24 protein-coding genes are annotated in these 15,886 nt (G+C 66.2%); 2 read left to right on the top strand and 22 right to left on the bottom strand.

Annotated features, from left to right (window positions below):
* Window positions 1–108 precede the first annotated feature (108 nt).
* The 3 genes from QRN04_RS06725 to QRN04_RS06715 are packed head-to-tail and all read right to left on the bottom strand — an operon-like array spanning window position 109 to window position 2,422.
* Window positions 109–747, bottom strand: coding sequence for a hypothetical protein (locus QRN04_RS06725; protein ID WP_284975276.1), 639 nt, complete (start codon window positions 745–747; stop codon window positions 109–111).
* Window positions 744–1,865, bottom strand: coding sequence for a hypothetical protein (locus tag QRN04_RS06720; protein ID WP_133830748.1), 1,122 nt, complete (start codon window positions 1,863–1,865; stop codon window positions 744–746). The genes QRN04_RS06725 and QRN04_RS06720 overlap by 4 nt, the downstream gene beginning before the upstream one ends.
* A complete protein-coding gene (locus QRN04_RS06715; protein ID WP_133830749.1) occupies window positions 1,865–2,422 on the bottom strand; it encodes a hypothetical protein in 558 nt (185 codons plus the stop codon). The genes QRN04_RS06720 and QRN04_RS06715 overlap by 1 nt, the downstream gene beginning before the upstream one ends.
* Before the next feature lie 125 nt (window positions 2,423–2,547).
* Between QRN04_RS06715 and QRN04_RS06710 the strand changes: the two genes are divergently transcribed.
* Together QRN04_RS06710 and QRN04_RS06705 are read left to right on the top strand one after the other, a co-directional pair.
* Complete coding sequence (locus QRN04_RS06710; RefSeq protein ID WP_284975275.1) at window positions 2,548–3,237, top strand: SDR family NAD(P)-dependent oxidoreductase; 690 nt, start codon at window positions 2,548–2,550, stop codon at window positions 3,235–3,237.
* A gap of 2 nt (window positions 3,238–3,239) precedes the next feature.
* The gene (locus QRN04_RS06705; protein WP_071416438.1) at window positions 3,240–4,325 is read left to right on the top strand and encodes a hypothetical protein; all 1,086 of its coding nucleotides are present in this window, start codon (window positions 3,240–3,242) and stop codon (window positions 4,323–4,325) included.
* Here QRN04_RS06705 and QRN04_RS06700 read toward each other — a convergent pair.
* The 19 genes from QRN04_RS06700 to QRN04_RS06610 all read right to left on the bottom strand — a co-directional run bounded on the left by QRN04_RS06700 (window position 4,322) and on the right by QRN04_RS06610 (window position 15,875).
* Window positions 4,322–5,011, bottom strand: a complete 690-nt coding sequence (locus tag QRN04_RS06700) for a class I SAM-dependent methyltransferase (RefSeq protein ID WP_133830751.1) — start codon at window positions 5,009–5,011, stop codon at window positions 4,322–4,324. The genes QRN04_RS06705 and QRN04_RS06700 overlap by 4 nt on opposite strands.
* Window positions 5,012–5,171: 160 nt before the next feature.
* Window positions 5,172–5,519 (bottom strand): hypothetical protein, encoded by a 348-nt coding sequence (locus QRN04_RS06695; RefSeq protein ID WP_133830752.1) that lies wholly within the window; start codon window positions 5,517–5,519, stop codon window positions 5,172–5,174.
* Window positions 5,520–5,547: 28 nt separating this feature from the next.
* Complete coding sequence (locus tag QRN04_RS06690; protein WP_056387508.1) at window positions 5,548–5,910, bottom strand: hypothetical protein; 363 nt, start codon at window positions 5,908–5,910, stop codon at window positions 5,548–5,550.
* Window positions 5,911–6,018: 108 nt separating this feature from the next.
* Window positions 6,019–7,320, bottom strand: a complete 1,302-nt coding sequence (locus QRN04_RS06685; protein ID WP_133830753.1) for a replication-associated recombination protein A — start codon at window positions 7,318–7,320, stop codon at window positions 6,019–6,021.
* A 3-nt stretch (window positions 7,321–7,323) separates the two neighbouring features.
* Window positions 7,324–7,776 carry a hypothetical protein gene (locus QRN04_RS06680; protein ID WP_133830754.1) on the bottom strand — a complete coding sequence of 151 codons (453 nt, stop codon included), beginning with the start codon at window positions 7,774–7,776 and terminating at the stop codon, window positions 7,324–7,326.
* Window positions 7,777–7,805: 29 nt separating this feature from the next.
* Window positions 7,806–8,120: a hypothetical protein gene (locus tag QRN04_RS06675; protein ID WP_133830755.1), complete on the bottom strand. Its 315-nt coding sequence runs from the start codon at window positions 8,118–8,120 to the stop codon at window positions 7,806–7,808.
* 29 nt (window positions 8,121–8,149) lie between these two features.
* Window positions 8,150–8,560: a WhiB family transcriptional regulator gene (locus QRN04_RS18145; protein WP_133830756.1), complete on the bottom strand. Its 411-nt coding sequence runs from the start codon at window positions 8,558–8,560 to the stop codon at window positions 8,150–8,152.
* A 202-nt stretch (window positions 8,561–8,762) separates the two neighbouring features.
* Window positions 8,763–9,107 (bottom strand): hypothetical protein, encoded by a 345-nt coding sequence (locus QRN04_RS06665; protein WP_071416432.1) that lies wholly within the window; start codon window positions 9,105–9,107, stop codon window positions 8,763–8,765.
* On the bottom strand, window positions 9,104–9,634 hold the full coding sequence (locus QRN04_RS06660) for a hypothetical protein (RefSeq protein WP_156783997.1): 531 nt from the start codon (window positions 9,632–9,634) through the stop codon (window positions 9,104–9,106). The genes QRN04_RS06665 and QRN04_RS06660 overlap by 4 nt, the downstream gene beginning before the upstream one ends.
* Window positions 9,589–9,930: a glutaredoxin family protein gene (locus tag QRN04_RS06655; RefSeq protein WP_056387525.1), complete on the bottom strand. Its 342-nt coding sequence runs from the start codon at window positions 9,928–9,930 to the stop codon at window positions 9,589–9,591. The genes QRN04_RS06660 and QRN04_RS06655 overlap by 46 nt, the downstream gene beginning before the upstream one ends.
* A 59-nt stretch (window positions 9,931–9,989) precedes the next feature.
* Window positions 9,990–10,670 carry a hypothetical protein gene (locus QRN04_RS06650; protein WP_284975274.1) on the bottom strand — a complete coding sequence of 227 codons (681 nt, stop codon included), beginning with the start codon at window positions 10,668–10,670 and terminating at the stop codon, window positions 9,990–9,992.
* Window positions 10,667–10,936: a hypothetical protein gene (locus QRN04_RS06645; RefSeq protein ID WP_056387532.1), complete on the bottom strand. Its 270-nt coding sequence runs from the start codon at window positions 10,934–10,936 to the stop codon at window positions 10,667–10,669. The genes QRN04_RS06650 and QRN04_RS06645 overlap by 4 nt, the downstream gene beginning before the upstream one ends.
* Window positions 10,933–11,133, bottom strand: coding sequence for a hypothetical protein (locus QRN04_RS06640; RefSeq protein WP_056387535.1), 201 nt, complete (start codon window positions 11,131–11,133; stop codon window positions 10,933–10,935). The genes QRN04_RS06645 and QRN04_RS06640 overlap by 4 nt, the downstream gene beginning before the upstream one ends.
* Window positions 11,130–11,447, bottom strand: a complete 318-nt coding sequence (locus QRN04_RS06635; RefSeq protein ID WP_056387538.1) for a hypothetical protein — start codon at window positions 11,445–11,447, stop codon at window positions 11,130–11,132. Before QRN04_RS06635 ends, QRN04_RS06640 begins: the two co-directional genes overlap by 4 nt.
* Window positions 11,448–11,551: 104 nt before the next feature.
* A complete protein-coding gene (locus QRN04_RS06630; RefSeq protein ID WP_056387540.1) occupies window positions 11,552–12,070 on the bottom strand; it encodes a hypothetical protein in 519 nt (172 codons plus the stop codon).
* An 89-nt stretch (window positions 12,071–12,159) separates the two neighbouring features.
* Window positions 12,160–12,459 carry a hypothetical protein gene (locus tag QRN04_RS06625; protein ID WP_071416427.1) on the bottom strand — a complete coding sequence of 100 codons (300 nt, stop codon included), beginning with the start codon at window positions 12,457–12,459 and terminating at the stop codon, window positions 12,160–12,162.
* Window positions 12,456–12,629, bottom strand: a complete 174-nt coding sequence (locus QRN04_RS06620; RefSeq protein ID WP_156400143.1) for a hypothetical protein — start codon at window positions 12,627–12,629, stop codon at window positions 12,456–12,458. Before QRN04_RS06620 ends, QRN04_RS06625 begins: the two co-directional genes overlap by 4 nt.
* Window positions 12,630–12,831: 202 nt before the next feature.
* The gene (locus tag QRN04_RS06615) at window positions 12,832–13,908 is read right to left on the bottom strand and encodes an HD domain-containing protein (protein ID WP_284975273.1); all 1,077 of its coding nucleotides are present in this window, start codon (window positions 13,906–13,908) and stop codon (window positions 12,832–12,834) included.
* Between the two features lie 98 nt (window positions 13,909–14,006).
* Window positions 14,007–15,875 (bottom strand): SNF2-related protein, encoded by a 1,869-nt coding sequence (locus QRN04_RS06610; RefSeq protein ID WP_133830759.1) that lies wholly within the window; start codon window positions 15,873–15,875, stop codon window positions 14,007–14,009.
* Between the last annotated feature and the right edge of the window lie 11 nt (window positions 15,876–15,886).

Genomic DNA, 15,886 nt, shown 5'->3' with positions numbered 1-15,886 from the left:
AAGTCATCGAGGCGAACGGTGCACGCGACGACACCTTCATACTAGTGGAAGATCTTCCAATGCGGTGGCATCGGCACATTTCCGGTTGCGCCGGAGCAGCGGGCAGTCCTAGCCGGCCGTGGGCATGTACGCACTGGCTCCGAGCATCACGGCGGCCGCCAGGCCGGATCCGAGTGTGAGCTCGAGGCGTGTGTGGTGCTTTAGCTTCAGCCGGGCGAAGGCGACCACGGGCAGCAGGGTTGGGAGGGCGAGCAGCCACCAGGGCGAGAGCAGCATCGCCGCGAGGACGACGAGGGAGGTGAAGCAGAACGCGTGCATGGAGACTTTCGGTCCCAGGAGGGTCACTCCCCCGGCAAGGACGAGCCCGGCAACCATCGTCGGCAGGATCCACAGCAGCGGGCGCGGTGCGTCCAGCAGCACCGCCGTTGCCATGCCTCCAAGCACAGACGCCACGCAGACCAGGAAGACCCGCCAGCGCTGATCGCGCCGGGTGACGTGTCGATCGGTGAGCTGCTCGCGCCGCACGGCGACATGGATGGTTGCTGTCGGGATCACTGCGCAGAAAGAGCCGATCAGGATGCCCCATCCGAGACCAACCCATGTATGCGGGTGGCCTGTGACGCCGCAGAGGACGCAGATGAGGAACACGGACACAGCGGGCGCGAACACGTCACTGAGGATCCGGGCGGCCCGGGCCGCAGGATCGCCGGTCTCGGGGATGCGTATTTTCGTTCCGTTCCCGGTCATCGCCCGTCCGTCCCATTCATGGCACTCATCGCTACTCGGATCTCGTAGAGGCTCTGCACAGAGGCGGCCAAGGTTTCGTCGTCTTTCAGCTTGAGCGTGCGGAGCCGGCTCAGGGCGAGTGTGAACCACCCGAGGCTGGGAACGGCGTTCTCGCCGCTGAGATGGCGCACCAGCCCCGCCGACAGGTGCGGATCCTCGGGGTGCTGCCTGTGCAGGGGTTCCAGTGCGGGGTCGTGGTCCTCGCGGATGAGTCTGAGCGCGTCGTGGGTTTCGATGGTGAGCCTTGAGAGCGTCATCAGCTGATCGAACCCCTGCCTGTCTTCGGGCGGAAGCTTTACGTCGGGGTGAAGAGTGGTGGTCGTTCGCCACAAAGGTACGACGACCTCGTGCGCGAGGCGGAGCGCGAGCCTCACCTGCGTTTCTATGCTGATGCGGCGGATGACCCCTGTTGCGAGTCCCAGGAAGAAGAAGCTGACAACGGTGACGAGGAGTTGTGTCCTCAGTTCAGTTCCGCCGACGACCGGACTGCCAAAGAGGTCCAGGAGTGATGAGCCGATGAACAGGGCAGATCCGATGGCCCCCGTAAAGACGAATGCAACCGGAAGGCGGGCGGAGAAGGGTTGGTTCTTCTGCGTCATGGTCCGCCAACAGCCGACGGCAACTACGGCAGTTGCCGCGGCGAATGCAGAGAGGTACAGGAAGTTGTAGGAGATCAGTGCCCAAGCCTGGCCGCGGGCAAGGGCGGCGTCGATGTCGACCCGGTCGTAGATGGTGCCGTCGGCATGGACGGGGATGAACCACACCAGCACGGCCTCGCCCAGGGCGATGATCCCGGCGAAGAGGTAGATGAACCGGGTTGCACGTCGTGAAAGCGGAGTCGCGCGGAACGTGAGGATGAGCAGCGCCACGGATACCTGGGCGGTCAGGATGGCAAGGCGCTTGAGGAGGTCGACGGCAGGTCCGTCTAAGGGCGGCTCCACGCCACGGCAGACCGTGGCCACGAAGAGGGCGGCACAGGTGACCCTGAGAAGGTTAACCCGGCGTCGGCGTCCTTGATACAGGGCAGAGACGATGATGATCAGGCCCATGGTGATACCGACAATGATGATCTCAGTCATCAGATCTCACCGTCCTCGTTTGATCCGGACAGGAAGGCGAGGACCTCGCTGCGTTCTTCCGATGCCCGCCGCTTCCGGTGCAGAGCATCCATCAGCCGCATGCCGGTGGTCTCGGCGCGCTTCTCCACCGGATCGTCGAACATGCTGCGCAGATGGGTGCAGTCGGTGTCGGCCCGGACGTCGCCGTGCAGGATATGGGCGAACTCGTGGAGGATTGTCTGCTCAATGTTGAGGGGCGGGAGCTCAGGGTCGTAGAAGACGTGGGCCACTCGTCCGATCACAGTGGTGAGGCCGCTGACCTCATAATGGCGCATCTCATCCGGGATGGGCCGTATCACGATCTCGAGGCCGCAAGCTGAGGCGATGGCTTTCCCGAGTGCTTCGAGGCTCAACTCGTTCGGCCAGTCGAAGAGGTCGAGCTGAGCGGGCTTCGGGGTGCAGCTGGTGGCACCGACCTTGGCAGCGCCTTTGCGCATCAGTCGGGCGAACAGGGGGTGACGGGGCTGGCCGTTCCGAGGCGTATCGGCGGTCGCAGCGGATGGAATAAAGGCAGGCATCAGCGTTCCTCTAAATAGCGAGAAGAGCGGACACCGCCTGTCGTTTGTCAACGAAGGGGTACAAGTCCAGTAAAGTTCCGTGTCACAACTTTACAACCTGGGAGGGTAAGAAAAAAATGAGCGACATGGGGAGAACTGCCCTGGTGATCGGTGCAACCCGTGGGATCGGGGCGGCCACGGCTCGAGCCCTGCTCTCCGCCGGCTACCGGACGGCGGGTACGCATCGTACCGGGGGGACCGTGCCCGAGGGGGTGCTCCCCCTCGAGATGGATGTGCGTGACAGTAATTCGATCGCAGCTGGCGTCAAGGCGGCTGCCGCCGACCTGGGTGGTCTGGATGTGCTCGTCGTCGCAGCAGGGATCACCCGCGACAAGCTGCTCATGCGGATGAGCGAGGAGGACCTGATCGAGGTCATGCAGGTCAATGCGATCGGGCCGATGCTGGCCTGCAAGGCGGCCCTGGGGCCGATGCTGCGGCAGCGCGGCGGATCGATCGTGCTGGTTTCATCCATGTCCGTGAAGTACGGCGTTGTCGGCCAGTGCAATTACACTGCATCCAAGGGGGCATTGGAAGCGTTTGCACGATCGATGGCCAGGGAGTACGCAGCCCGGAACATCCGGGTGAACGTTGTTGCTCCCGGCGCAACTGATACGGACATGATGGCTGATGTTGCTGAGGAGGCACGGATGGCAATGCTGGAAGGAATCCCGCTGGGTCGGTTCGGGACGGCAGATGAAGTCGCTTCGGCGATCATTCACACCGCGGAGAATACCTACATGTCGGGGGCCACTGTGCAGGTCTCAGGCGGTATTTGATCATGCAGGTCCAGCTGGATGTAGGTTCCTGGGGCCTTTTCTGCGGAAGCGACGGCAAGCAGCTGGTTCTGGTGGACGATAAGCCCTGTGGTCCGGTCTCCGCTCGGAAGCCCACGCGTGCAATTCCCAGGCGTCTTCTACTTGATGAGAACCGCATCGCCCAGGTGATGCGCAGTGGCAATGTAATTTCCGAGACAGTCCCCCATGCGGACGAGCAGTGGGCAGTTGAGGTACGGCCCGTCTTCTCTCCACGTACCTCCACGGTGATCGGTGTCCTCGCCGGCGTGGCCAAAGCGGCTGATCCGCTTCCGGAACCACCGCTGGTCGGTGGCTGGGAATGGGAGATCGAGCGTGACGCCGACGGTCAACCAACACTGCGCCGGCGCACGTACTGGGACCGGAACCTGTTTCGTATCTATGACGTCGACACAAGCGTCGCCCAGCAGCGCAGTGGCTATTGGGAAGCCGGGGAATGGGCGAGCGAGCTCATCGACCAGTCCGACCGGATGCGCGTGAACAGCCTCATCCGCGACGGCATCCAGGACGGGCTGATGGGCGTAACGGGCAAGGTCCGGTGCCTGACCTACAACATCGTCACAGGTTACGGCACGGCTTCACAGGACCGTCGGCACATGCGCCTGGTCGGCGTGATTCCGCCGATCGAGCCCGATCACGACAAGATCTATCTGCAGGGCTTCAGTTACGAGGCCCCGGAGACTTTTCACGATATGGCCTTCGAGCAAGACGCCAATGCGGGGCGCGTGGACGACGTGCTTCGCGGAGTCATGGCCCTGGCCAAGGAACCGATGGCCGTCGTCGACTCTGCAACGCTGGATGTTCTTATGACGTCGCCATCGTGGCGTCGGGAAGACTTCGGGTATGTCGGCGGCCTTGGTGAATTTGCCATTGACGCTTCAGGTGAGTTGCACAGGTTCATCGCGGCTGCGGCGAGGGATACCGCTCGTTCTCAATCGATGGGTCTGGCGCTTCGCCGGGTCGACGGTTCCGTGCAGAATGTGCGCATCACCGCCACCGGAGTCAGGTCTGGGGCTGAAGGGCGGGATGCAGTCATCAGGCTCGACTTTTAGTCGAGTCCACCTGCCCCGCCGTTTCGCAACGGGTTTCGTGCACTGAACACCGCCACGGTACCGATGACGTCGACCTTCACTTGGTCGAAGCTTCGCCGCAGTACAGCCTCAAGTCCTGCGGCGTCGTCTTCGCGGTTGTGAAAGATGCCCAGGCGGTTGTACAGGGCCATGAAGCCGCGGCCGATGAGGTTGTGGCTCACGCCACTGCCCAGGATGGTACTGCCGAACAGCACACCGTCAGCAGCGAGCCGCTCCCCTAGGTGTTTGAAAGCTACGCCCTTGTCCGCCCAGGAGCCGGGAACGCAGTGGAAGACGTAGTTCGCCGCGATGGAATCGAATTGGCCGAGAGCCTCGGGGATCGGTTCGAGGACGTTCGCGGTCACACCTCTGGTGCTTACGTGGGTGTGGGCGAGTCTGGACGCTGCGTGCTCCACGCTGTTTTCGTTGAGGTCCATGAGTGTGATCTCAGCAGATTCGGGGAGGTCGGCATTGGCGAGGTACCAACCAGTGCCGGGACCGACATCGAGATGGCGGGTGCCGATGCAACGGTTGTACTGGTCTAGCATGAGCTGGCTGGGGCATCGCCAGGCCAGCGAATTGGAGAACTTCACGACGAGCAGGTCGTAGAAGCCCAGCACCGGCTTGCTGTAGATACCTGCGCCGCGGCGCACTTCCTGGTCGTTCATGTGATCGGAGCCTATCGGTCGAGGTCGGTGAAGTGAGGGTCAGCAGGGTGGTTTCACGAAGGAGCAAGGACGGCTGTGCTGGGGTCCGTGTCCACTGGGTAGCTCTGAGATTGCATCCTAGTGGAAGTAGTTCCACTGGTGAAGTCGAGCCGGTGCGGCGTCAGCCGAAGACCAGCTCGCCGTAGCAAGCGGTCTGAAGGATGATGTCAAGGTCTTGGACGCAGCCGAATCCGAGCTGTTCGGACTCGATGGCGGCAGAGCAGCAGAGGTGGTACCCCTTCTGCTTGGCCTTTCGAAAGGCTTCCTTGATTTGGGCGGCCGACAGCTCGTAGTCCTTGGTCTTGGACTCGTCATCAGACTCTGGATCGTCAAGTGTGATGCTCACGTGCAAGCCGTCCTCTGTCAGCTTGCTCCCGTGGTACCAGGGAAGCGCGCCACCGAAGTAGAACTCTTCGACGTCCTGCAGGACTGAAGCTGCTGATTGGGTGAAGATACCGGTGTTGGTCATGTTTCCATTCCTTCGCGATTCCGTGCGATCAGGGCAAAATGACTTCGCGGGAGGCGAGGTCGGAGAGAACGGCCGGATCCGGGACCCGTGCATCGACGCTGTCCTCCTCACAGAGGGCATCGATCAAAGGGTGGCCTTCCAGCGCGCTGCGGGCTTCTGTGGGAGATGCGAAGACGACAGCTGTGCGGGGATGGAACTCCCGGTCGATGAGCACGTAGCCTAGTTCGCCGGGCTCGCGGCGCTGCATGCGCAGCAGGTCGAGATGCAACCGTGCCTGCGCTTCGACGGCGGCGACGTCGATACCAAGATCTGCTGAGAGTCGGTCGTCCACAGTCCTGGGCTTGTCGGACTCCGGGGTCTGCCTCGCGCGTTCAGTGTTGTCGTTGATCATGCTCATCCCCTCTCGTAGGTCTTGTGGAAGCCGACGACTTTGCTGGTGATTTTCCATGCAGCGACGATCCAGGATGATGCGGCCACGGTTCTACCTCTGGTCCGCGATCTAGTCGAGGGGGTTCCTGTCCTCCACGGTCATCTGATCGATCGCAGCCAACCGTCTGGCGATTGTTTGTTCGAAGCCATTGCCGGTAGGACGGTAATACTGTGTGCCGCGGACGGCATCGGGTAGGTATTGCTGCAAGACAACTCCGTGTTCGAAGTCGTGAGGGTAGAAGTAGCCTTCTCCGTGCCCGAGGCCCTTCGCGCCCGGGTAGTGCGCGTCGCGCAGGTGCACTGGCACGCTCCCGGTCCGGCCGCGCCGGACGTCTTCCAGCGCTTGGTCGATGCCGCGGATGACGGCCGGCGACTTGGGGGCCGTGGCGATTGCGACCGTTGCCTGAGCGAGGTTGAGCCGCGCCTCGGGCATACCGATCAGCTGGACTGCCTGGGCGGCGGCCACTGCGATGCCCAGCACCGAGGGGTCGGCCATGCCGACGTCCTCGGAGGCGTGCACCACCAAGCGCCGTGCGATGAACCTCGGGTCCTCCCCCGCCTCGATCATCCGGGCCAGCCAGTGCAGGGCCGCATCCGGGTCGCTGCCTCTCATGCTCTTGATGAATGCGCTGACGACGTCGTAGTGCTGGTCGCCATCGCGGTCGTAACGCTGCAGCGCAGCGCCGGTGACCTGCTCCAGCACCTCGCGGTCGACGACGCTCTTGCCTGCGGCCTGCGCAGTTGCGACAGCGGTCTCCAGCCGGTTCAGCGCCTGGCGGACGTCGCCGCTGGACAGCCCTGCAATGATCTGCAGCGCGGGGTCGGCGAACCCGATCCCGGTGGCTGAGAGGACCGGGTCCTCCTCTAGGGCACGCGAGAGCAGGTTCACGACCTCGCCGTCCTCCACAGGGCGTAGGACCAGCAGGATTGAGCGCGAGACCAGTGCCGAGTTGACCGAGAAGCTCGGGTTCTCGGTGGTCGCGCCGATGAGCGAGATGACCCCGGCCTCCACGGCGGGCAGGAGGACGTCCTGCTGCGCCTTGGAGAAGCGGTGGATCTCGTCAATGAACACGAGCGTCTGGAGGTCGTCGTCGAGGGCCTTCTGGGCTCCGGCGAGCGTTTTGCGGACATCGGCTACGCCGGCGCTGGTCGCAGAGAGCTCGACGAAGCGGCGGCTGGTCTGGCGGGCGATCACCGAGGCGATGGTGGTCTTGCCGACGCCGGGCGGACCCCAGAGCAGGACCGAGGTCGCACCCTCGCCCTGGGCGAGCAGCTCGAGCGGCGAGCCGGGAAAGACCAGGTGCTCCTGGCCCACGATCTGGTCGAGGGAGGTGGGCCGCATGCGGGCGGCCAGGGGTTGGATGGCACTCATGGTCTACTCCTTGTTTGGTTCGAGGCGGGCGATCTCGGCCTCGACCCGGGCTTCTTCGCTCTGTGCCGCGGCGGTGCGCGCCCTGGCCTCGGCGAGCCGGGCACGCGCCTCGCGCAGCGCCTGCGCGTCCGACATGGCCTCGACGGCGTGGATCGCTTCGAGCACCGGTGCGGCTGCGTACGAGGGCACCCGGACGCCGATCTGCAAGTAGAAGTCGTCACCGTCAGATGCGTGACCGACGCTGGGCGGCCGGCCGAACGCTGTCGTGCACTCCTCGTTCTTGCGCGTGTGGATCCGGCCGGCGAAGACCTGGGCGGCGGTCACGCTGCAGTCCGCGACGGCGGCGTGGATGGCCCGGAGCACCGGCTCGACGAGCTGGGTGTCGGTGCGCTGCTGTGGATTGACGGTCGGCAGGAGTCCGGGGTCGAGGTGGCTGTCTTCGATGCGGGGGTGCATGGTTGCTCCTTTTGCGGCGGGGGTGGCCATCAGCTCTCGATGCGCGTGAACGGGCCGGAGTTGTGGACGAACAAGGCGATGATCGGCGCGTACCGGGCGTCGCGGTGTACGCCGCCGGCGTCGGTCCAGCCGCCTTGGGCGTCGAGCGTCCAGCGGTCGCCCGTTGCGTCGAGGTACTCTCCCGGCTCGGCCGGGAGCCGATGCTGTTTCACCATCCGGCGGAGCTTGCGGTCAATGGCGGCGCGTTTCCTGGCCGGCATGGGCGCGCCTGTAGTCCGTTCAGGGGGATAGGCGTCCCCGGGCAGCAGGTTCTGCTGCCTGAAGCGGCGCGGGAACAGTGGCATGGCGGTCCTTTCAATTGACGGTGCTGCGCTCAGGCGGAGACGGCGTCCCCCCGCTCCTTGTGCCGGGCGAGCACCCGGTAGACGGTGCGGTCGGTGACCTCGGCCATGTCGGCGATGGTCCGGGGGTCGATCCCTCTGCCGGCCATCGCGACGATGAGGGTGTCGCGTTCCTGCTTTTGCGCCTGGGCGGCGCTACGGTGTGCCACCGGTGAAGTCTTGATAAGGCGGTCGCGTTCGGCGGTGCTGAGTCCGCCCCAGATGCCGAAGCGCTCGTCGGCGCTCAACGCGTAATCCAGGCACTGTGCGCGCACCCCGCACTGGGCACAGACCTTCTTGGCGTCGGTGGTGTTGCCGCCCTTCTCCGGGAAGAACGCGTCGGGGTCTGTTTCTGCGCACAGGGCATCCCTGCGCCACTTCTCGTCGGGGTCCTCACCGCTCATGACGGTGCGGCCGGGAGGCGGGTGTTCTGCTGTGCGAGCACCGTGGCTCCTCCTAGAAGTTGTCGTGCGTGTGTCGGTACTTCGTTCTCGGGGTGTGCGGGCACAGAGCCCCGGAGGATCCCATTCCTCCGGGGCTCTGTGCGCGAGGCTTCCGTCCTGTACTCCGGGGCGGCTGCGCCGCGCGCTGCTCCCGCTGTTCCTTTTAGTCACTGAAAAGGTGCGCGAAGTGTTCGTCGCTGAGGTCAATCTCGACACGCTGGCCCTCACGAGAGACCGTGAAGACGCAGCCCTCGTCAGCACTGGGCTGCCATGGTCCGCGCTGGAAGACCTCCCGCCAGACCTTGCTGGCGGCCTCAGCGGGCGATGCAGCATCCTGGTCGATCGTCCATCCGACGAGGTACTCCTCGCTGCCGGTGCCCTCAAACGGGTCGAGCTGATCCCGGGGGAAGACCTGGTCGAGCGCACGCTCGAAGTCTTCCCGGGTGGTGTCGCCGCCGGACACAGCTCCGCGGACGAGGTCGGCAAGGCTGTCGATGTGCAGGCTCATGGGGTTGCTCCCTGGGTTTTGGTTCGGGTGGGGTCTGCTGCGACCAGCGCGGCGATGAGCTCGAGGTCGTCTCCGGTGTCGGGGTCGATGAGGGTCCCGGCGGATCCGATGTCGGCCAGCGGCTGCTCGTGCGTCTTGCCTGCCGTGTCCCGGTAGACGAGCGTCACGCCGGACAGGTCCACGGCCGTGGTGCTTACCGGGGAGGACTCGGAGGCCTCGAACGCCGGCCGGATCGCCTCGATGAGCGCGATGAGGTGCTGTACCTCTGCTTTCCGTTCGAGCAGCGCCTTGCGCTGGAGTGCGCGCTGCTCGAACCGGGCCAGGTGCGCGTCGCAGCAGGTGTCGGTCTTGTCGGGTTCGTCCTTGGGATAGGACAGCAGGTAGTGGTCCGTCTCGACGGATTTGTCGACGAGCGTATCGAGCAGGATGTCGGCCTGCCGGGCGGTGATGCTGAGGCCGAGGCGCTGCTGCGCCGCTGCCATCAGGACGCCGCCTTCCGGTCCTCCGGGACGATGCCCTTGGTGCACAGCCGGACGAGGGCGGTGAGCATGTCCTGGCGGTGCCCGCCCCAGTGGACGGTGCGGCCGGAGGCCAGCTTGACGACGATCACGGGTGCCTGGGCATATCCGAGGTCTTCGGTGATGTGGCGGTGGTTTTCATCGCCCTGCTCGATGTCGATTTTGGTGTACTGCATCGCGGGCTGCTGCCGATCGAACAGGCTCTTGGCCTTGTCGCAGTTGGGGCACTCCGCCGGCCCGTAGATGGTGATTTTCGGCGCGGTGTGGGCGGTCCGGGGCAGGTCGCCGATCGTGGTGGGGGTCATGGGACTTGGTTTCCTTCTCTCCCCTGCTGGGGGTCGTTGTGGTGTGGAGGCCCTGGCTCTCAGACGTCGGGCTCCAGGTCGAACAGCCCGGGCTGGGCCACACGCTCGCGCAGCTGCCGGGCGGGTTCCTCGCCGAGGCGCTCGACGGCCTTGTCCAGGTCGCGGTAGGCCTCGGACTCGCCGAGTCCACCCATGGCCTCGATCTGGAAGTACAGCTCGGCGAGCTCCCGCTCGCTCAGGCGGTGGCCGAGCACCTCGGGGGCAGCGAGGTCGGTGTACGAGGCGCTGTAGCCCAGCTCCCAGTCGGACTCGGTCTGCTGCTCGGCCGTAAAGGCCACGAGGATGCCGTGGTCGGGCACGAGCGCGCCGACGAGCAGGTCCGCCAGCTGGTCCGGTGTCGGGCTCCACGGCTGCGCCTGCTGGAGGACTGCGCGGACCTTGGTCCGCAGCACTGAGTCGGCGTACAGCCCGGGCTTCCCGCACGGGCAGGTGCCCGCGAGGGGGCCGCGATCGATGGGCACCCAGAGCCCGTGGTCGTGCTCGAGGTGTTGGTCGGCGTCGTGCCGGGCGATGGCTGCTGGTGTCGACATGACCGTGCTGTGCTGCCAGCTGCACCCGATGCACGCCATGCCGTCTGCGCGCTGCTGGCCGTAGACGTAGACCTCGTGCTTGCCGGGGTGCTTGGCGCACTTGCCGTCCGGCGTCGCGTCGACCCACCAGTCGGGCAGGGGCGCGTTCACGGCTTCACGTCCTTGGCTGTGCTGTGCATCTCGGCGAGATGGGCGATGGTGCGCCGGCGGAGCCCGTCGTAAAGCGCCCAGAAGGCGTCGTCGCGCGCGGCGAGCTCGTGTATCCAGCTGTTGATCTGTCCGTCCGGGAGCGCTGCGATCTCCGCCGCCTGCTCCGGATCGAGGCCGTGGGCCTCCGGGGCCTCCCGCAGCTCGGCGCGCAGTGACTCTGCGTCGAGCGCGATTCCGGTTGCGGGCCCTCGGTTGTTGTCGGTCATGGGTGGTCTCCTCGGTGTCGCTGCTGGTCGCGGATCGCCTGTCGCTCCCGCTCGCGGCGGGTGCCCTTGCGGGGCTTGGGGGTGTGCCGCTGCGTCGCACTGGACTTGCGGAGTTCCCGCATCCAGTGCGCCTGTTCGGGATTCGCCGACGGCCGGAAGCCCTCGGTGGAGTAGTGCTGCCTGCGCTTTCGGCTCATGGGTTCTTCTCCTCCGCCACGCGGGCGATGTGGCGGGCGCAGCCAGCCGCCCACGTGCGGGCATCGGCGGTCTGCGCGGCGGCCACCGCCTTCGCGGCGCGGTCGGCGTCGATGGGCAGCCGATGCCGGATGAGCAGCGCCAGGGTGACGTCGAGCATCACGGTGCGCTCGTGGTCGCTCAGCTCCGTCTGCTCGGAGTGCTCGTGCACCCCACGGCGTTCGTGCAGGGCACGGTCCGCCCGCGAATCGAGCAGGGTCTGCTCGATCTCAGGGACGAGCTCTTCTGCGGTGGTCGTGGTGGTCTGGGGCGTCATGCGGTTCTTTCCGCCGGGCCGCTTGGCCCGGGATCGAGGAGCCCCGTCGCGCCGCCGTCCCACAGGGACCCGGCCGCGGCGAGGCTGCGGTCGTGTGGTCTGGGTCAGTCCTTCGAGCCGTCGCGGAACTGGAGGTACTCCCGCAGGGTCGGCGCGTCCGCGCCGGGGAGCGAGATCCGGTCGAGGGCTCCGTACAGGTCCTCGTCTCCGATCAGCTCGCCCTCGTGGGCGACGACGGCTTGCGCCAGGCGGACCAGCAGGACCTTCATCTCCTCGGCGCGCTCCTCGTCGGCGGTCCGCAGGCGCTTGATGTCGATGAGGCGCTTCTCGCAGAGGCTCTTGAGGTAGAGCGCGCCCTTGCGCCACTCGAGGAACTCGATCAGCTGTGTGCTGTGATCCAGCGGGGACAGCCGCCAGATCTCGGCGTCGTCCTGGCGGAATGAGAGCTGCTGGTCGATGCTTGAGGCGGTGGTCTTCAGCCAGTGCTCGGTTTGGTTGAGGCCGGCCGGCGTGGTGGTGACCTCGGCCCAGACTGCGTCATCGCGCAGGCAGCTGCGCATCACGGCGTCGAGCGGGTCCTGCAGGCGTGGAGGTGCGGGGCGGGCGGTGGTCGTCATGGTCATGGCGGATGTCCTCGTCGGTCGTGTCGTTGATGGTCTGCGGAGCGTCGGCCCCGACAGCGCGCCCGTGGCGCTGGTTGTGGAATTAGGTCTCAGTTCCTGGTGCCGAAGCGCAGGTCGGGCCAGATGGGCTCGACCGAGACGCCCAGCAGCTGGATACGGGGGTCGCGGTCCTTGGCGCGTTTCCAGGCGCGGCGAACGGCTGCGGCCTTGTTCCGGGCCTTCTTCTGGTCGTCGAACGGCCCAATCAGGCGCGAGTAGGTCTGGGGGCTGGCGGACTTCAGGCTCTCGGCCTGCATCATCACCACGACGCCGTAGCCGTTGGCCTCCTCGGCCACCAGGTCCTCCCAGGAATCGTAGGTGCGTTCGGTCTGCGTGCTGTACGCCTTCATGGCGAGACCTCCTGGTCGTCGTGACGGATGTCGATGGGCCGCTCCCAGAGCGGCATCCCGTCCTCGCCGGTCTCGGCCGAGAACTCGAGGCGGACCTCCGGCTGGTCTATGTGTGCGCCGAAGTCCGACCAGCCCGCAGGCGGGAGCCGGTAGATGGGCTGCTCAGCCATGGGACTCGCTCCTTCTCGTTGTGGTGTCGTGGCAATGAGGGGGGACCGGGCCGGGACCCGACCCCCGACATCACTGCCCCGGCACCCGGGTCGGCCCTGCCGACCCCGACGCTGTGCCCTCCGGTGACCAGCACCCGCAGGGTGCCGGTCACCGGTCGGTCATGAACCAGCTGCGATGCGTTCCGTCCCGGTCATCCTGGTCTCAGCCATGGGGCTGTTCTCCTGCGTTTCCGGGTTGGGTCTGCCGACGTTCGGCGGCCCAGGGGAGGCGGGAGTCCTGGTCAGCGGAGCACCAGAGCCCGCCAAGCGAGGCGCTGCGGTGGGTGTGGGGCAGGTGGTCCTCCCGGTCTCCGCACAGCCCGACGGGCAGACCGGCCGGGTCTCCAGTCAGCTCGGCGAAGCGCAGGCGGTACTCGAGCTCGGCAGCATCCGGGCTCCAGGCCTGGATCTCGATCCCGAAGGGCTGACCTGGAACCTCCCAGTCCCCCGCCGGCTCGCCCAGCAGCGCCGCGCGCTCGTCGAGCAGGATCCGCGAGTCGGCGTGCTTCACCTCGGCGGGCATGGCGGGGTCGATACTGAACTTCTGGGCGATGGCGACCATGACGCCGTCCTCGACGGCCCAGTACTCCGGCATGTGAAGCTTCAGCGGGCGGACCATGTCGCCCACGTATGCCTCTGTCGCGTCGTGCAGCAACGCCCAGAGCGCATGCTCCGGGGCGACGAGTCGCGAGAGGAGTACGCAGTGCTCGGCGACGGACATGAACCGGCGGACGTGGCCGTTGTAGCGGCACTGCATGGACAGCGCGTGTGCGATGTCGGCGATGTCCACGTCCTCGGGCCGCGGGTCCAGCGGGTAGAACCGGCGACCCGTGTAGGTCTGCATCCAGTTGCCGCGCGGAACTACGGTCGTGGCGGGCCGGGCTCCGGCTGTGGCCATCCCTGCTCCGTGATGGCGAGTGACGCTCCTTGTCCCCCGGGCGGGGTCGAAGCTGGCCGGCAGCTCGCGGTCGAAGAGCTCCTCGAGCAGCGCGACGTCGGGGTCGACGGGTTCGTGCTCTGCGCTCTGGAGCCAGAGCACGCCGTAGCGTTCCCCGGTCTCGCGCAGCACGACGTCGTGCAGGCCGTCGTCGGTGTTGTCGATCGTGTAGTCCGTGTTCGGCCCGAGGGCCGGTGCGCGCAGCGGCTTCGTTCCGGGCCGCGCCTGCATGGCTTCCCTGGCCTCGGCGGTGAAGCGCACGCGCGCTCCGTCGGGCCAGGCCTGGTGCTTCGGGTCATTCATGGATCAGTCCTCCTCGGGCCGGGTGGCACTGGGGTCGGGGTGGTGCGCCGCGGAGCGCCGGCGTGTGGCTGGCGCTCCGCGGCGTCGGAATGGGTTGGTCAGACCCGTTCGGAGACCCACAGGTCGTTGAGGTCGTCCTGGATCTCCTCCTCGAGGGCGACGAGGATCGCCTCCTCGCCGGACACAGCCGAGATGAGGTCGTCCTGGACCTGCTGCTTCTCTGCCAGGACTCCGGGCATCCGCTCGTCCTGAGTGCCCTTGGTGATAATCCGGTGGATCACCACGGGCTTGGTCTGCCCCGTGCGGTAGAGACGGCCGTTGGTCTGCAGGTAGTGCTCGAGCGAGAACGGCAGCGTGTACCAGATCATCGTCGAGCCGCCGTCCTGCAGGTTCAGGCCGTGGCCGGCCGCCGCGGGGTGCAGCAGCATCACCTGGATCTGCTTGGCGTTCCACCGGCGGACCATCTCCCGCGAGCCGTCAAAGACCTGCGCGTCGATGCCCGCCTTCTTGAAGCGCGCCATCAGCTGCTCCAGGTCAGAGCGGAAGTGGTACGCGACCAGCACGGGGTCTCCCCCGCTGTTGCGCACCAGGTACTCGGCCATTTCGAGCTTCTTGTCGTGGATAACCTCGTACTGGCCCTTGGTCGCCGGGTCCTCCGGGTCGGCCGTGTAGAGCGTCCCCGAGGCGAACTGCATCAGTTTGCTGGTGAGGACCGCCTGGTTCTCGGCGACGATCGACTCAACGCTCTGGGTGAGCTTGCCGTCCTCGTCCTGGTAGGTCTTCACGACGTCGAGCACGAGGTCGCGCCTGAACTCCTTGTAGGCCTGCATGAGGTCCGGCGGGAGGGTGACGTTGGCGTCCTGGATCGTCAGGCCCGACAGGTTGAGGTTGGTGTTCTGCGCGCTCATCACCAGGTGCCTGATGGCCTCATGGATCTCGGCCTCGGCGTTCGGGGTCGGGATCCACTTCGCCGGGGTGGTGGTGCCAGGCACCATCTTCGGGATGAACCACCGGTTGCGGAACTCCGTGATGGTCGGGCCCAGGGCCTCGCCCTGGTCGAGCAGGTAGATCTGGCTCCACAGGTCGTGCAGCCCGTTCGGGCTCGGCGTGCCGGTCAGCTCGATGAGCCGCGTGATGGCCGGGCGGACCGCTTTCAAGGCCTTGAACCGGGCGCTGCTGTGGGACTTGAAGCCCTGCGACTCGTCGATGATTACCGTCTGAAACGGCCAGATGAGGGTGTCCTGTCCGTTGATGGACTGGATCGGCATCTGGTCGACCAGGCCGTAGCGGCACTGCGCGCAGCCGTCGCCGCCGCAGCTGCGACAGTCGTGGCTCTCGCGCTCCAGCGCACCGCGGGTGACGAGCTCGCTGATCGCCTCCTTGACAGCGGTCTTGGTGGGGGCTTTGGTTCCGGACTGCCCGGCAGCCAGCTGCAGGAAGTGTCCGATCAGCTGCTCCTGGGCCATTGGTCCGATCGTCTCGATGAGCCCGCGCAGCCGCACGGCCTCCGGTGAGATCCCGGCGGCGATGGCATCGCCGGTGGGCTCGCCGGTCAGCTGGAGCAGACGCGCACCCTGGGAGGGCTGGGTCAGCAACTCCTGGTTGACGAAGTACATCGTCGGCGGGTCGGAGAAGACTTCCCGAAAGCGTTCCAGGCGCTTCTCCTTGGGCAGCTTCCGGTCGTTCTCGTTGACGATGAGCGACTTGGTTCGGATCGGGAATCCCCATTTGTCGATCTCGTCGAGCCAGGTCGAGCGTGCGATCGCGATCGGTGCGACGACGAGGATGTGGCCCATCGGCCGGACTGTCTGCAGGACGCTGAGGGTCGAAAGCGTCTTCCCGGCTCCGACACCAAGCCAGGCTCCGGCGAAGGGGCGGCTGACGAGGAAGTCGTGGATCTGCTGCTGGTAGGGCTTGAGCACGATGGGCGCGGGTGACGGCTGCGGTGGTGCGATGGTCGTGGTCATGGTGTGCGGCC

Origin of the sequence: Arthrobacter sp. efr-133-TYG-104 (genome assembly GCF_030208915.1) — a bacterium.
Taxonomy (GTDB): domain Bacteria; phylum Actinomycetota; class Actinomycetes; order Actinomycetales; family Micrococcaceae; genus Arthrobacter.
Note: the sequence above shows the minus strand (reverse complement) of the source record. Positions and strands in the feature narration are given on the sequence as shown.